This is a genomic window from Pseudomonas sp. AM14(2022) (genome assembly GCF_036346455.1).
In the GTDB taxonomy this organism is placed as follows: Bacteria; Pseudomonadota; Gammaproteobacteria; order Pseudomonadales; family Pseudomonadaceae; genus Aquipseudomonas; species Aquipseudomonas putida_A.
Genome location: NZ_JAOTNY010000001.1, coordinates 166725 through 191713 on the forward strand (window position 1 = coordinate 166725; position 24989 = coordinate 191713).

Here is a 24989-nt window from a genome sequence, read left to right on the forward strand (position 1 = left end):
ACCTGACAGTTGAATAGGGGCAGAACCGCCCCTATACTCTGCGCGCATTTTGTCGGCACAAATTATGCCAAGTTATTGAATTCTGGCAGCCGACCATTGGAGAGCAAACGTGATGGAAACCCGCAAGCCAAACCGCCTGCCGTTCCATCGCCTGGCGGTTTTTCCGGTGTTGATGGCTCAATTTGTCATTTTGCTCATTGCCGCTTTGGCGCTCTGGCAATGGCACGGAGTCGTTGCCGGATACTCGGGACTTTGCGGAGGCCTGATAGCCTTGCTGCCCAATGTTTATTTCGCTCACAAGGCATTTCGGTTTTCCGGCGCCCGAGCAGCCCAGTCCATCGTCCGGTCATTTTATGCCGGCGAGGCAGGCAAACTGATTTTGACGGCAGTGCTGTTTGCACTGGTGTTTGCAGGTGTGAAGCCATTGGCGCCGATCGCAGTATTCGGCGCTTTCGTGCTGACTCAGTCGGTCAGCTGGTTCGCTCCCCTGCTGATGAGAACAAGACTTTCGAGACCTTAGGGCGTTTGAGGCAACCATGGCAGAAACAACCGCTTCGGGCTATATCCAGCACCACTTGCAGAACCTGACCTTCGGTCAGCTACCTAACGGCGGCTGGGGCTTTGCCCATACCGCAGCAGAAGCCAAGGAAATGGGCTTCTGGGCTTTCCACGTCGATACCCTCGGCTGGTCGGTCGCGCTGGGTCTGATCTTCGTTTTCCTTTTCCGCATGGCGGCAAAGAAAGCGACTTCGGGTCAGCCAGGTGCTTTGCAGAACTTCGTTGAAGTATTGGTCGAATTCGTCGATGGCAGCGTGAAAGACAGCTTCCATGGCCGTAGCCCGGTGATCGCACCGCTGGCACTGACCATCTTCGTCTGGGTGTTCCTGATGAACGCCGTCGACCTGGTACCGGTCGACTGGATTCCTCAGCTGGCCATCCTGATCACCGGCGACCACCACATCCCGTTCCGTGCCGTGTCGACTACCGACCCGAACGCGACCCTGGGCATGGCGTTCTCGGTTTTCGCACTGATCATTTTCTATAGCATCAAGGTCAAGGGCATCGGCGGCTTCATCGGCGAACTGACCCTGCACCCGTTCGGCAGCAAGAACATCTTCGTTCAGGCCCTGCTGATCCCGGTGAACTTCCTGCTGGAATTCGTGACCCTGATCGCCAAGCCGATCTCTCTGGCCCTGCGTCTGTTCGGCAACATGTATGCCGGCGAGCTGGTGTTCATTCTGATCGCTGTGATGTTCGGCAGCGGCCTGCTCTGGCTGAGTGGCCTGGGCGTTGTTCTGCAGTGGGCGTGGGCTGTGTTCCACATCCTGATCATCACCCTGCAGGCGTTCATCTTCATGATGCTGACCATCGTCTACCTGTCGATGGCGCACGAAGAAAACCATTAAGAGCAGCCTCGGCTGATCTGATGTCCCTCCCGGTCAAACGGGAGGGGGCTCTTAACCGGGCCTCTGAAACGATTTGTTTTACCGCTTTAATCTAAAAAACCTAAACCATACGACGTAAAAGTCGGGAGGAAAGATGGAAACTGTAGTTGGTCTAACCGCTATCGCTGTTGCACTGTTGATCGGCCTGGGCGCACTGGGTACCGCAATTGGTTTCGGCCTGCTGGGCGGCAAGTTCCTGGAAGGCGCAGCGCGTCAGCCAGAAATGGTTCCAATGCTGCAAGTTAAAATGTTCATCGTTGCCGGTCTGCTCGACGCCGTAACCATGATCGGTGTTGGTATCGCTCTGTTCTTCACCTTTGCGAACCCGTTCGTTGGTCAGATCGCTGGCTAATTACCCGGATTCTTCCGAGTAATTTGGTGTGATGGACAACGTAACTGCGAGGTGTTGGCGTGAACATTAATGCGACCCTGATTGGCCAGTCCGTTGCGTTCCTGATTTTTGTACTGTTCTGCATGAAGTTCGTATGGCCTCCGGTCATCGCTGCTCTGCACGAACGTCAAAAGAAGATCGCTGATGGTCTGGACGCTGCCAGCCGTGCAGCTCGCGACCTGGAGTTGGCCCAAGAGAAAGCGGGTCAGCAACTGCGCGAAGCGAAAGCTCAGGCAGCTGAAATCATCGAGCAAGCCAAGAAACGCGGTAACCAGATCGTTGAAGAGGCTGTTGAAAAAGCCCGTATCGACGCTGACCGTGTGAAGGTTCAGGCTCAAGCCGAGATCGAACAGGAACTGAACAGTGTCAAAGACAAGCTGCGCGCCCAAGTGGGCTTGCTGGCTGTCGGCGGCGCCGAGAAGATCCTGGGTGCCACAATCGATCAAAACGCGCACGCAGAGCTGGTTAACCAACTGGCTGCTGAAATCTAAGCGAGGGCGATCATGGCAGAACTGACCACGTTGGCCCGACCTTACGCTAAGGCGGCCTTCGAGCACGCTCAGGCCCACCAGCAACTGGCCAATTGGTCAGCCATGCTCGGCCTGGCTGCAGCGGTGTCGCAAGACGACACCATGCAGCGCGTGCTCAAGGCCCCGCGACTGACGAGCGCAGAAAAGGCCGCCACGTTCATTGACGTGTGCGGCGACAAGTTTGATGCCAAGGCACAGAACTTCATCAATGTCGTTGCCGAAAACGACCGTCTCCCGCTTCTGCCGGAGATCGCCGCTCTGTTCGACCTGTACAAGGCCGAACAAGAGAAGTCGGTAGACGTTGAAGTGACCAGTGCTTTCGCATTGAACCAAGAACAGCAAGACAAACTCGCCAAGGTTCTCAGTGCACGACTCAACCGGGAAGTGCGCCTGCAAGTTGCGGAGGATGCTGCCCTTATAGGGGGTGTCGTTATCCGCGCCGGCGACCTGGTTATCGATGGCTCGATTCGCGGCAAAATCGCGAAACTTGCCGAAGCATTGAAATCTTGAGTTTGAAGGGGCAGCAGAGCAATGCAGCAACTCAATCCTTCCGAAATAAGTGAAATTATCAAGGGCCGCATCGACAAGCTCGATGTGACCTCCCAAGCCCGTAACGAAGGCACTGTCGTCAGCGTATCTGACGGCATCGTGCGGATTCACGGTCTGGCCGACGTCATGTACGGCGAGATGATCGAGTTTCCGGGCGGCGTCTACGGTATGGCCCTCAACCTGGAGCAAGACTCCGTAGGTGCCGTTGTACTGGGCGCATACACCAGTCTGGCTGAAGGCATGAGCGCCAAGTGCACCGGCCGCATCCTCGAAGTTCCGGTTGGTAAGGAACTGCTGGGTCGCGTAGTCGATGCACTGGGTAACCCTGTTGACGGCAAAGGTCCACTGGGCAACACCTTGACCGACGCGGTCGAGAAAGTTGCACCGGGCGTGATCTGGCGTAAGTCGGTAGACCAGCCTGTACAGACTGGCTACAAGGCTGTCGATGCCATGATCCCTGTCGGCCGTGGCCAGCGTGAGCTGATCATCGGTGACCGTCAGATCGGTAAAACCGCTCTGGCGATCGACGCGATCATCAACCAGAAAGACAGCGGCATTTTCTGCGTCTACGTAGCGATCGGTCAGAAGCAATCGACCATCGCCAACGTGGTTCGCAAGCTGGAAGAAAACGGCGCCCTGGCCAACACGATCATCGTGGCTGCCAGTGCTTCGGAATCTCCTGCGCTGCAATTCCTGGCACCGTACTCCGGTTGCACCATGGGTGAATTCTTCCGCGACCGCGGTGAAGACGCGCTGATCGTTTATGACGATCTGTCCAAGCAAGCAGTGGCTTACCGCCAGATTTCCCTGCTGCTGCGCCGTCCACCAGGCCGTGAAGCTTACCCAGGCGACGTGTTCTACCTCCACTCCCGTCTGCTGGAGCGCGCATCCCGCGTTTCGGAAGAATACGTAGAGAAGTTCACCAACGGCGCAGTGACCGGCAAAACCGGTTCCCTGACCGCACTGCCGATCATCGAAACCCAGGCTGGCGACGTTTCCGCGTTCGTTCCGACCAACGTGATTTCCATCACCGACGGTCAGATCTTCCTGGAATCGGCCATGTTCAACTCGGGCATCCGCCCTGCAGTGAACGCCGGTGTTTCGGTATCCCGTGTGGGTGGTGCCGCTCAGACCAAGATCATCAAGAAGCTGTCCGGTGGTATCCGTACCGCTCTGGCTCAGTACCGTGAACTGGCGGCATTCGCCCAGTTCGCTTCTGACCTGGACGAAGCGACCCGTAAGCAACTTGAGCATGGTCAGCGCGTTACCGAGCTGATGAAGCAGAAGCAATACGCACCAATGTCGATCGCTGACATGGCGCTGTCGCTGTATGCCGCTGAGCGTGGGTTCCTGACTGACATTGAAATCGCCAAGATCGGCAGCTTCGAACAAGCGCTGATTGCTTTCTTCAACCGCGATCACGCCGATTTGATGGCCAAGATCAACGTTAAAGGTGACTTCAATGACGAAATCGACGCTGGCATGAAAGCCGGTATCGAGAAGTTCAAGGCCACCCAAACCTGGTAAGCCGCAGCGGGAGCCGCAAGGCTCCCGCTTGCTAACCTGATAGGTGTTACATGGCAGGCGCAAAAGAGATTCGCAGTAAGATTGCGAGCATCAAAAGCACGCAAAAAATTACCAGCGCCATGGAAAAAGTGGCGGTGAGCAAAATGCGCAAGGCACAAATGCGCATGGCAGCCAGCCGTCCTTATGCGGAGCGTATCCGCCAGGTAATTGGGCATCTGGCCAACGCCAACCCGGAATACCGCCACCCGTTCATGATCGACCGTGAAGTAAAGCGCGTCGGTTATGTCGTCGTGAGCAGTGACCGTGGTTTGTGCGGTGGCTTGAACACCAACCTGTTCAAGGCCCTGGTCAAGGACATGGCGGTAAACCGCGAAAACGGCGTCGAGATTGATCTGTGTGTAGTCGGTAGCAAGGGTGCGGCCTTTTTCCGTAACTTCGGCGGTAACGTCGTTGCAGCTATCAGCCACCTGGGTGAAGAGCCGTCGATCAATGATTTGATCGGCAGCGTCAAGGTGATGCTGGATGCCTACCTGGAGGGCCGTATCGATCGCCTGTCCGTGGTATCCAACAAGTTCATCAACACCATGACACAACAGCCTACCGTGGAGCAGTTGATTCCACTGGTGGCAACCCCGGATCAAGAACTCAAGCACCACTGGGACTACCTCTACGAACCAGACGCCAAAGAGCTGCTTGACGGCTTGATGGTGCGCTACGTGGAGTCGCAGGTGTACCAGGCGGTGGTCGAGAACAACGCGGCTGAACAAGCTGCGCGGATGATCGCGATGAAGAACGCTACCGACAACGCCGGTGATTTGATCAGCGATTTGCAGCTGATCTACAACAAGGCGCGTCAGGCTGCGATCACCCAAGAGATCTCGGAAATCGTCGGCGGCGCTGCCGCGGTTTAACGGTTCAAATATTCAGAGGATCCAGCTATGAGTAGCGGACGTATCGTTCAAATCATCGGCGCCGTTATCGACGTGGAATTTCCACGCGACAGCGTACCGAGCATCTACAACGCGCTGAAAGTAGTCAGCGCGGCCGAAACCACTCTGGAAGTTCAGCAGCAGCTGGGCGACGGCGTGGTTCGCACCATTGCGATGGGTTCCACCGAGGGCTTGAAGCGCGGTCTGGAAGTTACCGATTCCGGCGCAGCCATTTCCGTACCGGTCGGTAAAGCGACTCTGGGCCGGATCATGGACGTTCTGGGTAACCCGATCGACGAAGCCGGTCCAATCGACACCGAAGAGCGCTGGGGCATTCACCGCGCAGCACCTTCGTTCGCTGAACAAGCAGGCGGCAACGACCTGCTGGAAACCGGCATCAAGGTTATCGACCTGGTTTGCCCGTTCGCCAAAGGCGGTAAAGTCGGTCTGTTCGGTGGTGCCGGTGTAGGCAAAACCGTAAACATGATGGAGCTGATCCGTAACATCGCCATCGAGCACAGCGGTTATTCCGTGTTCGCCGGTGTGGGTGAGCGTACTCGTGAGGGTAACGACTTCTACCACGAGATGAAGGACTCCAACGTTCTGGACAAAGTGGCACTGGTTTACGGTCAGATGAACGAGCCGCCGGGAAACCGTCTGCGCGTAGCTCTGACCGGCCTGACCATGGCCGAGAAGTTCCGTGACGAAGGTAACGACGTTCTGCTGTTCGTCGACAACATCTATCGTTACACCCTGGCCGGTACCGAAGTATCCGCACTGCTGGGCCGTATGCCTTCGGCAGTAGGTTACCAGCCGACCCTGGCCGAAGAGATGGGCGTTCTGCAAGAACGTATCACTTCGACCAAAGAAGGTTCGATCACCTCGATCCAAGCGGTATACGTACCTGCGGACGACTTGACCGACCCGTCGCCAGCGACCACCTTCGCCCACTTGGACGCCACCGTCGTTCTGTCCCGTGACATCGCTTCCCTGGGTATCTACCCAGCGGTAGATCCACTGGATTCGACTTCGCGCCAGCTGGATCCGAACGTAATCGGTCAGGACCACTACGACACCGCTCGCGGCGTTCAGTACGTTCTGCAACGTTACAAAGAGCTGAAAGACATCATCGCGATCCTGGGTATGGACGAGCTGTCGGAAGCCGACAAACAGTTGGTTAACCGTGCTCGTAAGATCCAGCGCTTCTTGTCGCAGCCGTTCTTCGTGGCTGAAGTCTTCACCGGTGCTTCGGGTAAATACGTTTCCCTGAAAGACACCATTGCTGGCTTCAAAGGCATCCTCAACGGTGACTACGACCACCTGCCAGAACAAGCGTTCTACATGGTTGGCGGCATCGAAGAAGCGATCGAGAAAGCCAAGAAACTGTAATCCCGGCGCCCGGCAACGGGCGCTAATTTAGGTTGAGGCAATCAGATGGCTATGACAGTCCATTGCGATATCGTCAGCGCGGAAGGGGAAATCTTTTCCGGCCTGGTCGAGATGGTGATTGCGCACGGTGCACTGGGTGATCTTGGTATCGCTCTGGGTCACGCGCCGCTGATCACTAATCTGAAGCCAGGTCCGATCCGCCTGATCAAGCAAGGCGGGGAAGCCGAGGTGTTCTACATCTCCGGTGGTTTCCTCGAGGTTCAGCCGAACATGGTCAAGGTGCTTGCCGATACCGTGCAACGTGCCGCCGACCTGGATGAAGCTCAAGCCCAGGCAGCTCTCAAGGCTGCCGAAGCTGCTCTGCACGAGAAGAGCGCAGATTTCGACTACGGAGCTGCGTCCGCACGTCTGGCCGAGGCTGCAGCTCAGCTGCGCACCGTCCAGCAGATCCGCAAGAAGTTTGGCGGTTAATCCGTCAGCCACTTGTTGTGCGATTGATAAAAAAGGGTAGCCTCGGCTACCCTTTTTTCTTTTCCGATTTTAACAACCCGGTCGCAGTTGCTGACCACCCAGGATTGGTAGCCAGTCATGTCTCTCGAAATCGTTATCCTCGCGGCCGGTCAAGGCACCCGTATGCGTTCGGCGTTGCCGAAAGTGCTGCACCCGGTTGCCGGCAATTCCATGCTTGGGCATGTTATCCACAGCGCACGGCAGCTTGCTCCACAGCACATTCATGTGGTGATCGGCCACGGTGCCGATGCGGTGCGTGAGCGTCTGGCGGCTGACGATCTGAATTTCGTGCTGCAGGACAAGCAATTGGGCACGGGTCATGCCACCGCCCAGGCTGTTCCGTTCATCACCGCCGATACCGTACTGATTCTCTACGGCGATGTGCCGCTGATTGAAGTCGAGACTCTGCAGCGTCTGCTCAAGCACGTTGTTCCCGGGCAGATGGGTTTGCTCACTGTCGAACTGGACGACCCGACCGGTTATGGCCGCATCGTGCGTGACGCTGACGGCAAGGTTGCCGCCATCGTTGAGCATAAGGACGCCAGCGAAGCCCAGCGCGCAATCACCGAAGGCAACACCGGCATTCTCGCCGTCCCGGCCAATCGCCTGGCCGACTGGATGAGCCGCCTGTCGAACAACAACGCGCAGGGCGAGTATTACCTGACCGACGTGATCGAAATGGCGGTTAACGACGGCTTGGTGGTGGCTACCGAGCAACCGCACGACCCGATGGAAGTGCAGGGCGCCAATGATCGTAAGCAACTGGCGGAACTGGAGCGGCATTACCAGTTGCGCGCCGGCCGCCGGCTGATGGCGCAAGGCGTGACCCTGCGTGACCCGGCGCGTTTCGATGTGCGTGGCGAAGTCACCGTCGGTCGCGATGTGCTGATCGACATCAACGTGATTCTCGAAGGTAATGTTGTCATCGAGGACGACGTGGTGATCGGCCCGAACTGCGTGATCAAGGACAGCACCCTGCGCAAAGGCGTGGTGATCAAAGCCAACAGCCACATCGAAGGTGCGGTGCTGGGTGAAGGCAGCGATGCCGGTCCGTTCGCCCGTCTGCGTCCGGGCACGGTGCTCGAAGCACGCGCGCATGTGGGTAACTTTGTCGAACTGAAAAACGCGCGCATGGGTGAGGGCGCCAAGGCCGGGCATCTGACCTATCTGGGCGACGCGGAAATCGGCGCCCGCACCAACATTGGCGCGGGCACCATTACCTGCAACTACGATGGCGCCAACAAGTGGAAAACCGTGTTGGGCGAGGACGTGTTCATCGGCTCCAACAACTCGTTGGTCGCACCTGTGGATATCTCGTCCGGGGCAACCACCGCGGCTGGTTCGACCATCACCCAGAATGTGGATAACGCCCAGTTGGCCGTTGGTCGGGCGCGGCAGAAAAATATCGACGGCTGGAAGCGGCCGGAGAAGATCAAGAAGAGTTGAGTTATCCACAGCTGCACTTAATGCTTGAATCCAAATGTGGGAGCGGGCTTGCTCGCGAATGCGGTGTTTCAGTTTCACATTTCAGTGACTGACCCTCCGCATTCGCGACCAAGCCCGCTCCCATATTCGTCTGTGTCGTTTCTAAAAGTTTCGATCTGTCGCTTGACGATTTATGGCCGATAGGTTTTGATTGCTTCCGTTATCTTTCGAATCGAAACTTAAGCCGCCATGTCGAAACGCAACACACCCCAGCGCCGACACAATATCCTCGCCTTGCTCAATGAGCAGGGCGAAGTCAGCGTGGATGAACTGGCCAAGCGCTTCGAAACCTCGGAAGTTACGATCCGCAAGGATCTGGCTGCGCTGGAAAGCCATGGTCTGTTGCTGCGCCGTTACGGCGGGGCGATCACCATGCCGCAGGAATTGGTCGCTGAACCGGGCCAAAGCGTTTCAAAGTACAAACAGGCGATTGCCCGCGCCGCCGTCAAACGTATACGCGAGCATGCCCGCATCATCATCGACAGCGGCAGCACCACTGCGGCGATGATTCCCGAGCTTGGCCAGCAGCCGGGTCTGGTGGTGATGACCAACTCCCTGCACGTGGCCAACGCCTTGAGCGAACTCGAACACGAGCCGGTGCTGCTGATGACCGGCGGCACCTGGGATCCGCATTCGGAGTCCTTCCAGGGCCAGGTGGCCGAGCAGGTACTACGCTCTTACGACTTCGACCAGTTGTTCATCGGCGCCGATGGCATCGATCTGGTGCGCGGTACCACCACGTTCAACGAGTTGCTCGGTCTGAGCCGGGTGATGGCGGATGTGGCGCGGGAAGTGATCGTGATGGTCGAGGCCGACAAGATCGGTCGCAAGATTCCCAACCTGGAGCTGCCGTGGAGCAGCGTCCATACCCTCATTACCGATGATCGCCTGCCTGAAGATGCGCGCGATCAGATTCAGGCCCGCGGTATCAGCGTGATTTGCGCGGCTGTCAGTCAGGAGAAATAAGCATGTGTGGAATTGTCGGCGCAGTAGCTGAACGTAATATCACCGCCATCCTGCTTGAAGGCCTCAAGCGCCTTGAATACCGCGGCTATGACAGCGCCGGTGTGGCAGTTTTCACCAACGATGAAAAGCTCGAGCGCATGCGCCGTCCGGGCAAGGTCAGCGAGCTGGAAGCGGCGCTGGCCGCACAGCCGCTGGTCGGCCGTCTCGGTATCGCCCACACCCGTTGGGCGACCCACGGTGCACCGTGCGAGCGTAACGCGCACCCGCATTTCTCCGGTGATATCGCTGTGGTGCACAACGGCATCATCGAGAATCACGAAGCCCTGCGTGAGCAACTGAAAGCGCTGGGTTACGTGTTCACTTCGGACACCGACACCGAAGTCATCGCGCACCTGCTGAGCCATAAACTCAAGGATCAGCCTGACCTGACTGTTGCGCTGAAAGCCACCGTCAAGGAACTGCACGGCGCCTACGGTCTGGCCGTGATCAACGCACAACAGCCGGATCGTCTGGTTGCCGCACGCAGTGGCAGCCCGTTGGTGATCGGTCTGGGCCTGGGTGAGAACTTCCTCGCGTCCGACCAATTGGCCCTGCGTCAGGTCACTGACCGCTTCATGTACCTGGAAGAAGGCGATATCGCCGAAATTCGCCGCGATAACGTGCAGATCTGGGACGTCAACGGCAACGCCGTCGAGCGCCAGACCGTGCAATACAGCGATGGTGCCGAAGCCGCCGACAAGGGCGAGTTCCGTCATTACATGCTCAAGGAAATCCACGAACAGCCGGTCGTGGTGCAGCGTACCCTCGAGGGTCGTCTGAGCAACAATCAAGTGCTGGTGCAGGCCTTCGGTCCACAGGCTGCCGAACTGTTCGCCAAAGTGCGCAATGTGCAGATTGTCGCCTGCGGTACCAGCTACCACGCCGGTATGGTCGCGCGTTACTGGCTCGAAGAACTGGCCGGTATTCCGTGCCAGGTCGAAGTCGCCAGTGAGTTCCGCTACCGCAAGGTGGTGGTGCAGCCGGATACCCTGTTCGTCACCATCTCGCAGTCCGGCGAAACCGCCGACACCCTGGCCGCGCTGCGCAACGCCAAAGAGCTGGGCTTCCTCGCCAGCCTGGCGATCTGCAACGTCGGCATCAGCTCGCTGGTGCGTGAATCCGACCTGACGCTGCTGACCCAGGCCGGTCGCGAAATCGGCGTAGCCTCGACCAAGGCGTTCACCACGCAACTGGTCGGCCTGTTGCTGCTGACCCTGTCGCTGGGTCAGGTACGCGGCACCCTCGGCAAAGGCGTTGAAGCCACGCTGGTGGAAGAGTTGCGTCGCCTGCCGACCCGTCTGGGCGAAGCGCTGGCGATGGACAGCACCGTGGAAAAAATCGCCGAGCTGTTCGCCGAGAAGAACCACACCCTGTTCCTCGGCCGTGGCGCGCAGTTCCCGGTCGCAATGGAGGGCGCCTTGAAACTCAAGGAAATCTCCTACATCCACGCCGAAGCCTATCCGGCTGGGGAACTGAAGCACGGCCCTCTGGCGCTTGTGGATAACGACATGCCGGTGGTTACCGTGGCGCCAAACAACGAACTGCTGGAGAAGCTCAAGTCCAACCTGCAGGAAGTCCGCGCCCGTGGTGGTGAACTGATCGTATTCGCTGACGAGAAAGCCGGGATGACCAACGGCGAAGGCACCCATGTGGTGCAGATGCCGCACATCCACGACATTCTTTCGCCGATCCTCTACACCATCCCTCTGCAGTTGCTGTCGTACTACGTCGCCGTGCTCAAGGGCACCGACGTCGACCAGCCGCGCAATCTGGCGAAGTCGGTGACGGTGGAATAAGTTATCCACAGCTGACATTGACCCGCTGGTTTTGAACAATAAAGATTGACACAAAACAATAAAGTTTGACACTCATGAACATAGATTGACACAAGGCTCAAACCCCCGTATCTACGGGGGTTTTTCTTTTCCAGGCTTTCCCTTTGGTCTGGATTCATCGCTTCAACTCTCTGCGGGTGTAGTCTAGAAAATGCTTTGAATATGGCCGCTACGGCGGTCGTGTTCTTCTACGACTTTTCTCGGCGTGAGGTGAAGCGGTCCGCATCGACTGAGGAGGCGTGGGTTGCGAGGTCGTAAGTTTGCATCACAGCAGGACATTGAACGGCACATTGCAAATGGATTTGGCGAAGGCGCCGGGGCAAGCTACGTGCCTTGGCTGCGGGTACAAGATGTCCCGTCGATAGGTCGTTCGCACAAGATCCAAGGTGTGAAGATCGAGAGGATTCATCACCTACTGTCAGACCTCGAGCGTTCGTACTTCCTTGTGTGTGAATTTTCTGAAGACGTCGTGGATATCCGTGAGCAATATCCGTTACTACCCACAGAGCGCGCGCAAGCGATAGCGTCGGCAATAGATGTACGTTATCCCAGATACCCTAGAACGACACTGCCCTATGTAATGACAACAGATTTCCTGTTAACCGTTAAGGACTTGAGCGGAAACTTTAAGTCGGTAGCTAGAACGGTGAAGTATCGATCCGACCTAGTTGGCAAAGGAAGCAACCGCACGCTTGAAAAACTTGAGATTGAAAAGCGCTTTTGGCAAAGCCAAGGTGTTGATTGGAAAATCGTCACAGACGAATTTTTTACACGAGATTTGATAAAAAATCTTGGACTAATCAGAAAATACTCGAAGCTCCCTCGTGACCTAATGAAAGTCCCTTTGCATTCGAATTTTATCGAGTGCCTAGCAAATAGCCGAGAATATTCGTGGACTTTGGCCACCTGTCTAAGAAAAATAGCGTCCCTTCTGTCCATTTCCTATCTAGACGCTCAGGCAATTTTCTTCCATCTGGTTTGGAACAAGGTACTGAAAATAGATTTGATTAACACTCCTCTCCACCTTACTGGTCTAGTTCCTGAATTCGAAGTTTTCCAGATCCCTGTCCAAGGATCGTTGAAGGAGAAAATGTCATGACTGTCCTCGTTAATGAGGTTTTTGAGCCTGTTACCGATCTGTCGGTCATCGCTACGATAGCTAGGCTCATTTACCAAGATGAAACGCATGACTTGGCTGTGGTGATAGACCTAACAGACCCACCCCGGCAGCCCTACGCCATTGGTCTCGAAGAGTTGCGTCGTTCGTTGGCGTCTGGTCACACGAAACCAGCAGCCATTACCACACCCGAGTTTATGCTTGTGCTTGAGGACCAGCTGGATGAGAGAGCCAAGCAAGGCCGGGACGAAAAGTGGGCTGTCATAGCCCCTCTGCTAGATCCTGAATATCTAGGACGAATATTTGTACGGGGAGAGTTAGGCCGGCTTGTTACCAAACGGGCGTCAGAGCTCGGAATTCAGCGAAAAACGATCTATCGGCTTCTTTACCGATATTGGTTTTATGGTCAAGTTCGAAACTCATTACTTAATAATTACTCGGCGGTAGGTGTTGCCGATAGAAAATATGATCCGAGTAGGCCTCCGGGGCGAAAACCTACGTTTCAAGGCGTTCTCACTGCGCCTTCAAAGATGCTCAGTGCGGTTGATAAACGATGCATACGAGTTGGATATGCCCTTTATGTAAAAGATAAGAAATCTTCTATTTCGAGCGCATATGACGAAATGTTGAGAAGATTCTACTCGGTTCGAGACATCTCTAAAAACAGTGAAGAAGAGCTTCGTTTGCTACCTAGCTTAGAGCTGCCCAGCCTGAGGCAATTCAGATATTGGGGACAGATTTTTTTCGACGAAATTGAAACCGAGCGTGGCCGTAAAGGGTTGAGGAAGTGGTTAAAGGACTGCCGTCCGCTTTCAGGTACCGTTCGCGATTGGCTGCGTGGACCGTGTCATCAGTTCGAAATCGACGCAACTATTGCCGATATTTATTTGGTCAATAGCTACTCTAGACGGATGCTCATTGGCCGGCCCGTAGTTTATATCGTTGTGGATAGTTTCTCCGGAATGATTGTTGGCCTCTATGTAGGATTGGAAGGTCCCAGTTGGAACGGGGCGAGGCAAGCGCTGTTCAACGCGTTTACCCCCAAAGTCGAGTTCTGCGCTCAGAACGGCGTTGAAATCAATTCAGATGATTGGAATTGTCACCACCTGCCCCACCAGATTTACGCCGACAGGGGAGAGATGTTGTCACTGGCAGCAGAGGGGCTATCGTCAGGCTTGGGAATTGAGATGGGCACGGCTCCGCCTTATCGGCCTGATTGGAAGCCTATGGTAGAAAGTCGGTTTGGCATTTTGAATGATTTGACGGGTATCAGATGGCTACCTGGCGGGGTAGCTGCGCGAGACAAAGAGCGAGGCGAGCGAGATTACCGGCTCGATGCCACGCTAAACCTCAAAGAGTTCACCCAGATCCTCATCAATTGCGTGCTCCACTATAACCGGCACCATCGACAGCCTGACCGACTGACTCAGGCGATGATGAATGACGGTGTTGAACCTACGCCCAACGGGATATGGAATTGGGCCTGCGAAAACGACCTGATCGAATCCAACAAACGTCCCGACGAGCTGGTTTACCTCCATCTCTTGCCGCGCGAGCGCGCGACCGTTCAAAAGGGCGGCGTGATGTTTCGCGGCATGCACTACGTTTGTGATATGGCCATAGAGAAAGATTGGTTTGCCAAGGCTCGCAAAGGGGGCGTTTGGTCAATAGAGTGTTGGTTCGATCCGAACTCTGCGGCGCACATCTGGATCCAGGGAGAGGCCAAGCAGTTTATCCGCTGTGATCTTCGACGATCGGATGCCGGTTACGCGAATTACCGCTCGGACGAGATTTTTGATCTGCTCGAAGCCTATCGCCAAAAACCGCCTACTCACCGGCGAGCCGAGCTGGAAAGCCGTGTGCAGCTTAGCGATCAGGTCCACCAGATCATCAGCCATGCGCTCGCAGAACGAAAATTGGAACCTGCTCCGCCCACCAAGGCAGAGGCCACTGGAAACATCCGCGAGAACCGCGCAGAAGAACGTCTCCGTGAGCGTGAAAATGCGGCTGTTCCTGAAGGCGTCAGGGCGGAGCCAGCTTCACTTCAATCTGAATCGACACCGAAAGCGCATGACTCATATGCCGGCGAGCGCACTGCGCAAGTTATCGATTTGCTCAAAAGAATTCGGCCAGGACAGGCAAAATGAAAGGTGCGCAGACGTTTGCCAATTACGTCAAACAGGACATAAGTGAGTATGCGGGCAATCCGCTTATCGAAGCTTTGCCTCCTATATTGTCGGAGGCGGCGGCTATTGAGCTGATCTCGAATTTTCCTCAGCCGGTGGATCCGAAAGAGCTGACCCTCGAAGGATCCACTCGAATTCACTGTATCGACCGATTAAGAACCGTGGTACAGCCGTTTTTGTTACACCTGGAACTGGAGGCCCTGTTTTCACTGCTCATCCGTCGAGGGTATGTTGGGCGTAACCCGATGTCGCCCGCTACCGTCCGGCATTTGCATTCTTTATCGGGGGCTCAGCGTTACCACGATGCGTTCAAGTCCACTGCCGAAACGTTTACCGTCGTCGGCCTGAGTGGCATTGGCAAGTCGACGGCACTCCACGCCATTTTGAGCCTTTATCCACAGACAATCCGTCATGAGCGCTATGAGGGAAAGCAGTTTGTTCATACCCAAATCACTTGGCTGAAGCTTGACTGCCCTCGGGATGGATCGCTGGCTGGATTTTGCCAGCAGTTTTTTTATGCGGTTGGTGACGCTCTAGGAGACAAGGACTATCACAAGCGCTACAGGCATCGAAACATCAATGATGCGCTGCAACAGATGGAGCAGGTGGCCAGCACGTTTTTCATCGGCGCCTTGTTAATCGACGAGCTGCAAAACCTCCACTTGGCGAAAACCGGTGGTAAGGAGAGCATGCTGAATTTCTTTCTTCACTTGGTTAACAACATTGGTATCCCGGTCGTTTTCAGTGGCACGAACTCTACGATTAGCTTGTTCTCAGAAGCCATGCGGACTGCCCGCCGAGTCTGTGGTGCCGGTACGCTGGAATTCAAACGATTCGAAAAAGAGGATGAGGAGTGGCGGTTGTTAGTCGAAAATCTCTGGAGCTATCAGTGGTGCAAGCAGACTGCTGAGCTGACTGACGAGATTTTCGACACGCTGTATGAGCACACTCAAGGCGTCACAGATTTCCTGGTCAAGCTGCTGGTATTGAGTCAGCGTTATGCGGTCCAGAGTGGCTCGGAGTGTTTGACTGCCGAGGTCCTGGTGAAGGTAAGCAACTCAAAAATGCAGATTCTAAAGCCAGCCCTTTCAGCTCTGCGTAGCCGAGATCCGAAGCGGATGCGGCAGTTCGACGATTTGCTGCCGATTGAGCATCAGCTGAGCGAAATGATGGTCTTCGACGGTTTGGCACGAGAGGATCGCCTCGCCTTGCTTCGAAGCGTTGTGTCCCGTGAGAAGCCGGCAGACCAATCTCCAACCATTCTTGCGAAGGATCACCCATCGCCGATTGCAACTGGTGTGGAAAACTCAGAGGCTAAAGCCCTAAGCGAACAGGACGCTCCCCTCGATGCTCTGCGAGCTGCGGGCTGGCTCAACGAGGACTTGTTTGAGTTCTCACCGATGTATCACAAAGCGTGAGTCGGGGGGTGGCGAAGTGCACCTTAAACTCCATTTCTTCCCCACGGCGTTCCCCGATGAGACGCTGCACAGCGTGATATCTCGCTATGCCCGTCTTTGTGGTGTTCGTAATTGCCAAGCAGCATTTGCCGGTCTGAAATCGGCGGCAGCATTTTCGCAAAATGTTGCATTCCCAAGTCATTTAGGGGAGTTTGTCGACGCGCTACCCAGCGGTACCGAGCTATCGATAGCCGAGGTCCTCATGCGGCACACGCTATTTCCCTACTATGCGCCGTTTTTGACTATGAGCCAGGTAGTACACGCTCGGACGCTGATGACTGCCGATGGGAAGGGTTTGATGTTGAAGCTGGGCGTCAACGCGAGCCGTATTGGATTCGCCTCCCGAGTGCGGTTATGCCCAGAATGTATCGCCCAAGATCAGGCCCAACGGGGAGTTGCTTACTGGCACAGGGTCCACATGCTTCCAGGCGTGCTGGTATGTCCGCATCACGGCACGTCACTTAGTGTCCTTGATCCTCGCTGGTCCAGCCGCAGCTCTCGACAACTCAATCTGCCGGGTGATGAGAATGTGCAAGCACACACGGTACGTCTCGATACACCGTCGCTGAGCATGCCGCCGCTTCACGAAATAGCGTTGCGCTCACTTCAGGTCATCGAGTCTGAAGTCAGTGCTTTGTCAGCGGAGGCGGTGCGCTACACGCTTTTACAAAGGGCAACGCAGCTTAACCTTGCCTCTGATAACCATCGCTTGCACCTGCACATGCTGGCGCAGCACATGGCCGATTTTTTTGCCGCACTCCCGCGAGAATGGGAATTTTCCATACTCGGAGAAGTTCGTGCAGGTACACCCGCCTCATGGGTCACGAAGCTGCTTCGTACGTCAATAACCTCCCACCATCCGCTCAAATACATTTTATTGGCCGGTGCTCTGGGCATTGACATGGTGAGCTTGCTGCATGGTCAACGCCCGGTGAAACAGGCGGTGGAGTGTGGTCCGATAGCTCACATTCAACTTCACACGCGCCTTTCTCGGGTGATGCCTGGTGAAGGCCTGGACTGTTCGTCAGCCGCTGTGTGGAAACATGCTCTTGAGGGAGCTGATGCCAAAAAGATCGCTGCCGTTCTAGGCGTTTCATTGGCGTATGTCTATCGTCACATCCGAAATGTAGCCGGCGGGCAAGGTGCTTGGAGGGAGGCACGATTTCGCATTGAGCTATGCGCAAGACGCACGGCTTTCGAGGCTGATTATCGCTTTTACAAAGCACATGCATGCAGGGGGTATGCGTGGCTGTATCGCCACGATAGGCAGTGGCTTTCGGAGTCAACTTTAAACCCAAGCCCCCATCGTACGCCCCGTCTAAATAGCGCCGAAATGTTCGCTGCCCTCGATGCGAGACTGGCCGGCGAAGTCCGTCAGTGTGCTGAAGCGCTTTATGCTCTTGCGGGTAAGCCTGTCCGCATCTCGCGTACCAGAATTGGCCGGGAGCTTCATGTTCTGTCTCGCTTCGAAAAGCAGCTCTGCAAGCTTCCTCTCTGTGCAGCAATGCTCGACAAAGTATGTGAATCAATCGAAGGCTTTCACGATAGGCGTCTGCGATGGGCTAGACGCAAATTGCTCTCGGAGAGCAAGCCTATATCACGTTCTTCGCTCTACAGGGTCGCGAGCATTCGGCCCACGCTGTAATCCAGCCACCCATTCCCTTGATCTAAAAAAGTTCTGAATTTAATTCAACGTAAACACATTATTTTTCTATTAATGAAAATTTGCACCTTCCAGAATAGCTACGGCATACGCTGGATGACCACGATCAGCAAGTAAAACGTACTAACCCGCGATCAACAGAAATAGTTTTGCAATCGCCATGGGCTGACCTGCGCGGGTTATCGATACGTGTTTTGTATTCAAGAGTACGATCGCGGCAGGGCTTAGATGAATTCACTACGATTAAAAGTTGAGCGGCTGGGTATCATTTGCAAATCGATACCGGATACAGAATTTGACGGGTTGCATATATACTGCCCCCGGATGCATATTCTCTTCGAGCCCTACCTTTAATCGGTAAATGATGTCTGATCTATTGTTTTTCCCCGTGTCGATGCCGGATGAAATGCTGCACTCTCGTCTCACCCGATATCACTATCTGTCAGGCAACAGAACCGCGACAGAAACCTACCGCGATTTGTTCGCATCGAAACCCTTTTGCATTGGTGGCATCGTACCCAATCAGATCGAGAGGCTCGCCCACAGACTGCCGGGGCAATCGGAGAGCAATCTCGCAGAGCTGATCAGTAGCAATACCACTTTTCCTGCTTACCGACCTTTTCTTGGGGTTAAGCAGGGTCCGGAGAACAACGTAGGACCGCTGGGTTATGACGGGGTGGTACGGGTGCCCCGCAGAGAAGAGTCCACCCATGGCAAGGCTAAGATTTGTCCTACCTGCGTTCAGGAGGATTTGATTGATCGGGGTTCTGCCTACTGGCATCGATCTCACCAAATACCCGGTGTTGCCGTCTGTTGGCGTCATGGCGACGCATTGATCCATGCCTGCCCCGAGTGCTCTCGCCCGTTCTACCGAAAATTGAAGCTACTTCCCAATCTGACTGAGCCATGCGCATGCGGTTGGAGCCTCTTAAACAGCGCAGCGACTCGCAAGGGCTCAAAATTGGAACAGAAAGTCGCCCTGTTCGCACACGATATCTTGCAACGCAATATTCCTCCGATAGGCAGTACGGTATTAAGTTCTTGCTACGTCCGCCAATGCAAGAAACGCGGATATATTTTCGGAAAAAATGCAGGTATCGCAAAACTATTCGACAGCATCCAAAGCGCTTACGGCGATGAGCTTTTGTCGCAGATTGATCCAGCCTATAACACCGGTAAGCATGAGCAATGGATCCGGCTAAAATCAGACAAAGGTCAGCTAAATATGCCGCTCGCGCGACATTTGATCATTGCTCTTCATTTGTTTTCCAGTGCAGATGACTTTGAAGAGGCTCTGAAGAATGAGTCTATTCTGCTGAGTGCCTCTGTTTCTCCGCGAGCGTCCAAAGTCGAAGAATCGCATCCTAGCCAAAAAACTAGGTATCGCCAAAAAATTGAGTTGCTTTTAGCGCTACGTAACGACGCCGATGTCGAGTACCTCTGGAAGAAGGCGTACAAACCTACGCAATGGATTCTAGAGCATGATAACGCATGGTTAATGGCAAAACTCCGTGCACCTAAAAAAGTTGCAGTTACGGTCGAAAAGTCTGTCGACTCAAGAGACGGCGCGTATGCGGCCCTTATCGAAGCGGGCGTAGATGAGCTATATAAAGTTACGAAAGATCCGAAGAGAGTGAACATTCGGAATTTGCAATCGCTACTCCCAGGTTCGTTACCTCATGAGCTGGATCTACGCAAGCAGAGGTTCCCCCTTACTTATCAACAGATAAAGATTCATCAAGAGTCAGTATGGCATTTCCGTCTAAGAACTTTGGTATGGACTGTCTCTGAACTCATCCGGATGAAGCTCCCGGTGAATTACTCGACGGTAAGATTGACTTCAGCGGTAGCAAGCAAGGTTTTCCTGGTATTTTCCAGTTTCTTCGAGTGGGATCTGACAAGCCTGGAAAAAACCGGAGTCGACGCGGAGGCCTTGCTCAGATCTACCGGCGTATCGAGGAATTGGGAGGGGCCACCGGTTCCAATAAGCTTTTGAGGTCATCTGTGTTCCGTCAGCGTCTGCCATCCTTTGGTGATAACAAAAATGCCATCTGGCTTGAAAGCGTAAACGCGGAGTAGGGTTCACCTTTCACATTAGTAACCTTCGCGGCAGCTTTCTGAAAGCTTTCACTTGTTACTCTTTAACTCAGAAAATTGAGCTTAGGAGAAAATCATGAAAGCAATGACAGCAGTGAAAGCGTTTTGCGCCGCTTCGATTTTGACCTTATCTTCATTAGCCATGGCTGAAGGAGGCGGTGACCGCGTGTATGGTCGGATGATGCAAGAAAACCAACAGGCGATGGAGCAATATGCCTTAAGAAATGGTAAGGCCGTCCCTGAAGTTGTTCATTATGAATATGGTATGAACCTCGATATTCAGAAGGTGGTCAGTGTCACACAGGCCAACAAAAACTGTAGTGTTGCGCCTACGCGCATGACCTATGAAGATTCGGCGGGCAAGCTTAATACCGTGGAATACAAGATTATGGGTACCGACTGCCCACATGGAAGTTAGCCCCTTAAGGTCATGTCTACATCAGATCATTCATTTACGCTTTTTAAGCATGCTTGCTGGTCGCTGACATAGAAGTAATTTTCAGGTCACGCTGGAGTTATCTTTTGTATGAAATTATGTCTGCCGGCACGTAGAGGGAATTCCTATGTGCCGGTGGCTTTTTATAATGATAAAAATATTTCATAAAGAAACTCTGCCAAGCTAAAGCCTGGAGTGTTAAATGAACAATAAAAGCTTTTATGGTCTTTCTCTCATTGCCCTTGGCATGAGCATGGGGCAAGTTGCAGTGGCTGTTGAGCCAAAACCTGAGGGATTCATTGAGGGAAGCACCTTTAGCCTTCTCAATCGTAATCTCTATTTCAATCGTGACTATCGAAAGGGCCAGTCAAGTCCTACAGGCAATGGCTACGCTGAAGAATGGGCTCATGGGATTATTGGACGTTTTGATTCGGGCTTTACCCAAGGCACCGTCGGATTCGGCATTGATGCATTTGCAATGGTAGGACTCAAGCTTGATTCGGGTGATGGGCGCTCGGGGACTCGAAGCTCAGTGGATGTCATGCCCTACAACAGCAAAGGCCAACCTGAAGACTCTTACTCAAAAGTAGGCGGAGCCGCGAAGGCTCGCTTTATGGATACGGTGGTCAAAGTAGGAGACGTATTTCCATCCACACCTGTCGTGGCGTATGGCGATTCTCGACTGCTGCCAGAGAGCTTTAGGGGGGCAACGTTCACCAATACCAGCATTAAAGACCTGACCATTCAGGGGGGCCGGCTGCATGCGATGAGCCAACCCAATTCGAGCAGCATGCGTGACGGCTTTTCGACTTTCTATGCCGGTGCTGTTGATGCTCCGTGGATTGCTTACCTTGGGGGCGATTACACCGTTAATGAGCATGTTGGTGTGAGTCTTTACGCCAGCCAATTTAAGGATGTTTGGAATCAGTATTACGCAGGCACTTCCTTGAGCTACCCGCTCTCAGAGAGCGTCGCGTTGATCGGTGGATTTAATTATTACCGCGCGGTCGACGAGGGTAAAAAACTCCTAGACAGCTTTGATAACAATATCTGGAGTGGCAAAGCCGGGGTCAAATTCGGCGTCCACACGGTGACCGTTGGCTATCAGCGCAGCAACGGCAATGACGACTTTGATTACCTGCGCCAATCGGACTCGATTTTTCTGGATAACTCCATCCAGTACAGCGACTTCAACTCACCGAAAGAGCAATCCTTGCAGCTACGCTATGACCTGGATATGCAAGCTTTTGGCATTCCGGGCCTAAGCTTCATGACTCGCTACGCGAAGGGGTGGGACGCTGATTATTCCAACGCGAACAGCGTGTACATGCGTCGCGGAGCAGATGGAGCGCCCTTGCAAGACCAAAAGCGGTGGGAGCGAGACATTGAGGCTAAGTACATCATCCAGTCAGGCTCTCTGAAGGACATGTCACTGCGTGTTCGCCAAGCAACCACACGTGCTACCGATTTCGAATCTGATTTGGACGAGGTCCGACTGATTGTCGAGTACCCACTGCAACTACTTTAACGAGCAATAACCTGCGGCACCAATTGTTCGACTACCAGGTACACCCCGTCTCCTTGTTTCTCCTTTGGTTTGGGAGGCGGCTTAGGCGCCCTAGTGGCGCCTTTTTTTATGTGGATTGACATAAGGGCGGGACGTTCTGTTGTCAGTACCTGTGTTCGCCCCGCTAAACCTGCCATCTAGGATCTTTTGATCCGTTGACAGGCAACTCCATTCATAACTGAGACTGAAGGTGCAGAGTCATCGTCGATGTTCACTTCGACTGCGTGCGCATCGTTTAGTTGAGGGCGTTATAGCGTGGGGCTGAGGGGAACAGCAGGAGAGGCGGCCAACAGTAGCTCATTGTCTTGGCGTGTTGCTGAGCGCGAAATGGACAGTATTGTCCCGCTGCATGGCTATGTCGCTAACCATGCAGGGACAGGATTGAGGGGCTAGATTATTTTCCGGGGTATTCAGCAATGACCTGGTCTGCGCCTGCTTTGGACAAGCCGATGACCTTATAAGCGTCATGTTTCCCGTCCACTTCCATTCCTGGGGAGCCGGCCGGCATGCCTGGAACGGCAATCCCAAGCAGGTCATCACGTTTGCTTATCGCAATGATTTGCTCGGCGGGCACGTGACCTTCAACAAACTTTCCATTGATCATTGCTGTGTGGCAGGACGAGAGTCGTGGAGCAACACCGAGATCCTGCTTGACCGCGCTCATGTTGGTTTCTACATGATCAACGACGGTGAAGCCGTTAGCTTCAAGGTGCTTGATCCACTTCTTGCAGCATCCACAGTTAGCGTCACGATGGACGTCGATCGTCAACGACTCTGTTGCATGACCAGTTGAACTGATAAACAGAGCCGCAAATGCAGCGAGGCGAAGTGCCCGACCGGGACGAAGAAAGTTATTTCGCATGGGTATGTTCCTTCCCATCAGCGTGGGTATGAGTTTTTGGCTGAGTGGCCGGAGTTGCAGGGGCGTCATGTGAAGCCTCCACAGCTTGAGGATGGGCGTGTTCGGTACTTTCATCCTGAGAAGGCGCTGCGGCCGCCTCATGGGCATGAGCGCTGTTTTTCTCGCCATGATGGTCGCCTGCCTCGGCTATCTCTTCGGCTGCACCCGCATCATGATGCCCCGCGATAGCCCCTTTTTGGCCCTCATGCTGGCCTTCATGGTTATGCATTTTGCTCTCGCCGCCACCGTGTTGATGACCACCGCTGCTGGTTGCTAGAGCTTTGTATTGCTCTGCATCCAATGAAGGCAATTGCTGGAGAAAAGCGACCATTCCCCATATGTAGGGATCGGCCATGCTTTTACCCCAAGCGGGCATGCCTGTGGATTTGATTCCATGCTTGATGATCCAGAAAGCTGCGGCAGGGTTTCCATCAACGCCCAGTTTTGAAAGATTTGGAGGTGCAGGGTAAAGGCTATTGCTTAACTCGGTTCCTGCAATACCCGGAGCCAGATGGCAACCGATGCACATAGAGTTGTAGTTGCCAGCACCTGCGCGGATGAGAGCTTCTTCGCTCAGGTCGGGGACTTTAATGTCGCGTGAGCGCACTTCGATCGAGCGGTCCCGAGCGGTGGAAAGTAGGGCTAAAACGGGATCGGAATGTGGTTCATCCGCCCCAACATTGATCACACCAAAATAAACCACGCCGGCACCTGTTATTGCGGCAACCACCCCGGCAGCAGTCAATGTTTTCAATGTTCTTTTCATGTCAGGCTCTTAAAACCACATCCGAATACCGGCGACAAATCGCGCCTCGTTCGCATCCTCCCCTTCATCGCTGGCCAGGTCTGCCGTATTGCCGTAGGAGCGGCTCCAGCTAACCCCGATGTAAGGGGCAAATTGGCGAACAATCTCATAACGCAATCGGAGCCCTACTTCGGTGTTTGCCAATCCAGACCCAATGCCGCGCTGAGGATCATTTTTTCCGTAAAAATTGGCTTCGGCCGTCGGCTGCAAGATCAGGCGATTGGTCAGCAGAATGTCATAGTCGCCTTCCAATCGAGCAGCGGTTTGACCGTTCTCACCGATGTAGGCAGTCGCTTCGGCCTCGAAGTTATAGAGGGCCATGCCCTGAATGCCAAGTGCGGCCCAGGTTTGAGGAGACCCTGGTTTGAAATCTTGTCGTACACCGGTGACGACGTCCCACCATGGTCCGATGGAGTGCCCCCAGAGCGCGGATAATTCAGCGCTCTCCGTCACGCCATTGGTACGTTCGCCTTCCGAGCGCAACCACAGTCGATCAACGTCACCGCCGATCCATCCTTTTGCATCCCAGGCCAATGCACTACCGTTGTCAGCATCCTGGTACTCAAATTTATCCAGTAGCATGAAGGAGTTGAGTTTTTTGTCGTGGACACCATGACCAGCGACATCTGGAAAGGCGGCTGCACGGTCGGCGTCGGTAAGTACGGGGACTGGGGTTCGACTGGTCGCAGTCGCCCCTCCATCCATACTTTCCATTCCGTCCATTTGCCCGTCATCCATATTCATCTTGCTGTGATCCATTGCCGCCATCTTGCTATGGTCCATAGCTCCCATTGAGCCGTGGTCCATCTTGGAGTGATCCATCTCTTCAGCGGCGTGAACCACGACAAAGAAAGCAGGACTGGTAGAGACTGCCAGTGCTATCAACGTTGGGCATAAAAACTTACTGGTCATGATCTCAATCTGCCTTTTTGGTTTTTTGGTCATGATCCATCGACTCATGGCTCATCTTGCTGTGATCCATTGATCCGTGATCGGGCTTTGATTCGTTTGTCGCAGTTGCAGGCTTGCTCGTTGCTTCCGCAGGAGTAGCAGGTGAATGAACACTACTATCTTCGACTGCCAGCGCCACGGACGAGAGTCCACCCATCAAGCCGACGGCAAAGAGGCAACCGACCAGCGATTTACGATTTAGGTATGTGCTCAC

The 24989-nt window shown here is 54.4% G+C and carries 23 protein-coding genes; 19 read left to right on the forward strand and 4 right to left on the reverse strand.

Annotation, left to right across the window (positions count from 1 at the left end):
• Window positions 1-112: 112 nt before the first annotated feature.
• From V3W27_RS00815 to V3W27_RS00905, 19 genes are all read left to right on the forward strand, one after another.
• Window positions 113-520, forward strand: coding sequence for a F0F1 ATP synthase subunit I (locus tag V3W27_RS00815; RefSeq protein WP_003229783.1), 408 nt, complete (start codon window positions 113-115; stop codon window positions 518-520).
• Between the two features lie 16 nt (window positions 521-536).
• Window positions 537-1406, forward strand: a complete 870-nt coding sequence (gene atpB, locus V3W27_RS00820) for a F0F1 ATP synthase subunit A (protein ID WP_007960779.1) — start codon at window positions 537-539, stop codon at window positions 1404-1406.
• 133 nt (window positions 1407-1539) lie between these two features.
• Complete coding sequence (gene atpE, locus V3W27_RS00825) at window positions 1540-1797, forward strand: F0F1 ATP synthase subunit C (RefSeq protein ID WP_003097235.1); 258 nt, start codon at window positions 1540-1542, stop codon at window positions 1795-1797.
• A 59-nt stretch (window positions 1798-1856) separates the two neighbouring features.
• Entirely contained in the window at window positions 1857-2327 is a 471-nt protein-coding gene (locus V3W27_RS00830) for a F0F1 ATP synthase subunit B (protein ID WP_011336718.1), read from the forward strand.
• Between the two features lie 12 nt (window positions 2328-2339).
• On the forward strand, window positions 2340-2876 hold the full coding sequence (locus V3W27_RS00835; RefSeq protein ID WP_007911956.1) for a F0F1 ATP synthase subunit delta: 537 nt from the start codon (window positions 2340-2342) through the stop codon (window positions 2874-2876).
• A gap of 21 nt (window positions 2877-2897) precedes the next feature.
• A complete protein-coding gene (gene atpA, locus V3W27_RS00840; protein ID WP_047596971.1) occupies window positions 2898-4442 on the forward strand; it encodes a F0F1 ATP synthase subunit alpha in 1545 nt (514 codons plus the stop codon).
• A 50-nt stretch (window positions 4443-4492) separates the two neighbouring features.
• A complete protein-coding gene (gene atpG, locus V3W27_RS00845) occupies window positions 4493-5353 on the forward strand; it encodes a F0F1 ATP synthase subunit gamma (protein ID WP_010565870.1) in 861 nt (286 codons plus the stop codon).
• 27 nt (window positions 5354-5380) lie between these two features.
• The gene (gene atpD, locus V3W27_RS00850) at window positions 5381-6760 is read left to right on the forward strand and encodes a F0F1 ATP synthase subunit beta (RefSeq protein WP_027610292.1); all 1380 of its coding nucleotides are present in this window, start codon (window positions 5381-5383) and stop codon (window positions 6758-6760) included.
• A gap of 45 nt (window positions 6761-6805) precedes the next feature.
• Window positions 6806-7231 (forward strand): F0F1 ATP synthase subunit epsilon, encoded by a 426-nt coding sequence (locus V3W27_RS00855; RefSeq protein WP_007954164.1) that lies wholly within the window; start codon window positions 6806-6808, stop codon window positions 7229-7231.
• A 117-nt stretch (window positions 7232-7348) separates the two neighbouring features.
• Entirely contained in the window at window positions 7349-8716 is a 1368-nt protein-coding gene (gene glmU / locus V3W27_RS00860; RefSeq protein ID WP_330205733.1) for a bifunctional UDP-N-acetylglucosamine diphosphorylase/glucosamine-1-phosphate N-acetyltransferase GlmU, read from the forward strand.
• Between the two features lie 228 nt (window positions 8717-8944).
• Window positions 8945-9721 (forward strand): DeoR/GlpR family DNA-binding transcription regulator, encoded by a 777-nt coding sequence (locus V3W27_RS00865; protein WP_027610294.1) that lies wholly within the window; start codon window positions 8945-8947, stop codon window positions 9719-9721.
• 2 nt (window positions 9722-9723) lie between these two features.
• On the forward strand, window positions 9724-11556 hold the full coding sequence (gene glmS / locus V3W27_RS00870) for a glutamine--fructose-6-phosphate transaminase (isomerizing) (protein ID WP_330205734.1): 1833 nt from the start codon (window positions 9724-9726) through the stop codon (window positions 11554-11556).
• Between the two features lie 283 nt (window positions 11557-11839).
• Window positions 11840-12694, forward strand: a complete 855-nt coding sequence (locus V3W27_RS00875) for a TnsA endonuclease N-terminal domain-containing protein (protein ID WP_326427859.1) — start codon at window positions 11840-11842, stop codon at window positions 12692-12694.
• The gene (locus V3W27_RS00880; RefSeq protein ID WP_326427860.1) at window positions 12691-14859 is read left to right on the forward strand and encodes a Mu transposase C-terminal domain-containing protein; all 2169 of its coding nucleotides are present in this window, start codon (window positions 12691-12693) and stop codon (window positions 14857-14859) included. Before V3W27_RS00875 ends, V3W27_RS00880 begins: the two co-directional genes overlap by 4 nt.
• Complete coding sequence (locus V3W27_RS00885; RefSeq protein WP_047303458.1) at window positions 14856-16316, forward strand: ATP-binding protein; 1461 nt, start codon at window positions 14856-14858, stop codon at window positions 16314-16316. The genes V3W27_RS00880 and V3W27_RS00885 overlap by 4 nt, the downstream gene beginning before the upstream one ends.
• 16 nt (window positions 16317-16332) lie before the next feature.
• Window positions 16333-18000, forward strand: coding sequence for a TnsD family Tn7-like transposition protein (locus V3W27_RS00890; protein WP_330205735.1), 1668 nt, complete (start codon window positions 16333-16335; stop codon window positions 17998-18000).
• A 382-nt stretch (window positions 18001-18382) separates the two neighbouring features.
• On the forward strand, window positions 18383-20014 hold the full coding sequence (locus V3W27_RS00895) for a TnsD family Tn7-like transposition protein (protein ID WP_230679714.1): 1632 nt from the start codon (window positions 18383-18385) through the stop codon (window positions 20012-20014).
• 186 nt (window positions 20015-20200) lie between these two features.
• Window positions 20201-20533, forward strand: coding sequence for a DUF2790 domain-containing protein (locus tag V3W27_RS00900; RefSeq protein ID WP_047303511.1), 333 nt, complete (start codon window positions 20201-20203; stop codon window positions 20531-20533).
• 220 nt (window positions 20534-20753) lie between these two features.
• The gene (locus tag V3W27_RS00905) at window positions 20754-22079 is read left to right on the forward strand and encodes an OprD family porin (protein ID WP_047303454.1); all 1326 of its coding nucleotides are present in this window, start codon (window positions 20754-20756) and stop codon (window positions 22077-22079) included.
• A 433-nt stretch (window positions 22080-22512) separates the two neighbouring features.
• Here V3W27_RS00905 and V3W27_RS00910 read toward each other — a convergent pair whose 3' ends face one another.
• From V3W27_RS00910 to V3W27_RS00925, 4 genes are read right to left on the reverse strand one after another with little or no spacing between them, the layout of a single operon-like run.
• A complete protein-coding gene (locus tag V3W27_RS00910; protein ID WP_047303509.1) occupies window positions 22513-22980 on the reverse strand; it encodes a DUF411 domain-containing protein in 468 nt (155 codons plus the stop codon).
• Window positions 22970-23785: a c-type cytochrome gene (locus V3W27_RS00915; protein ID WP_080963950.1), complete on the reverse strand. Its 816-nt coding sequence runs from the start codon at window positions 23783-23785 to the stop codon at window positions 22970-22972. The genes V3W27_RS00910 and V3W27_RS00915 overlap by 11 nt, the downstream gene beginning before the upstream one ends.
• A 9-nt stretch (window positions 23786-23794) precedes the next feature.
• Window positions 23795-24769, reverse strand: coding sequence for a copper resistance protein B (locus tag V3W27_RS00920; protein ID WP_047303452.1), 975 nt, complete (start codon window positions 24767-24769; stop codon window positions 23795-23797).
• Entirely contained in the window at window positions 24741-24989 is a 249-nt protein-coding gene (locus V3W27_RS00925) for a hypothetical protein (RefSeq protein ID WP_196304185.1), read from the reverse strand. Before V3W27_RS00925 ends, V3W27_RS00920 begins: the two co-directional genes overlap by 29 nt.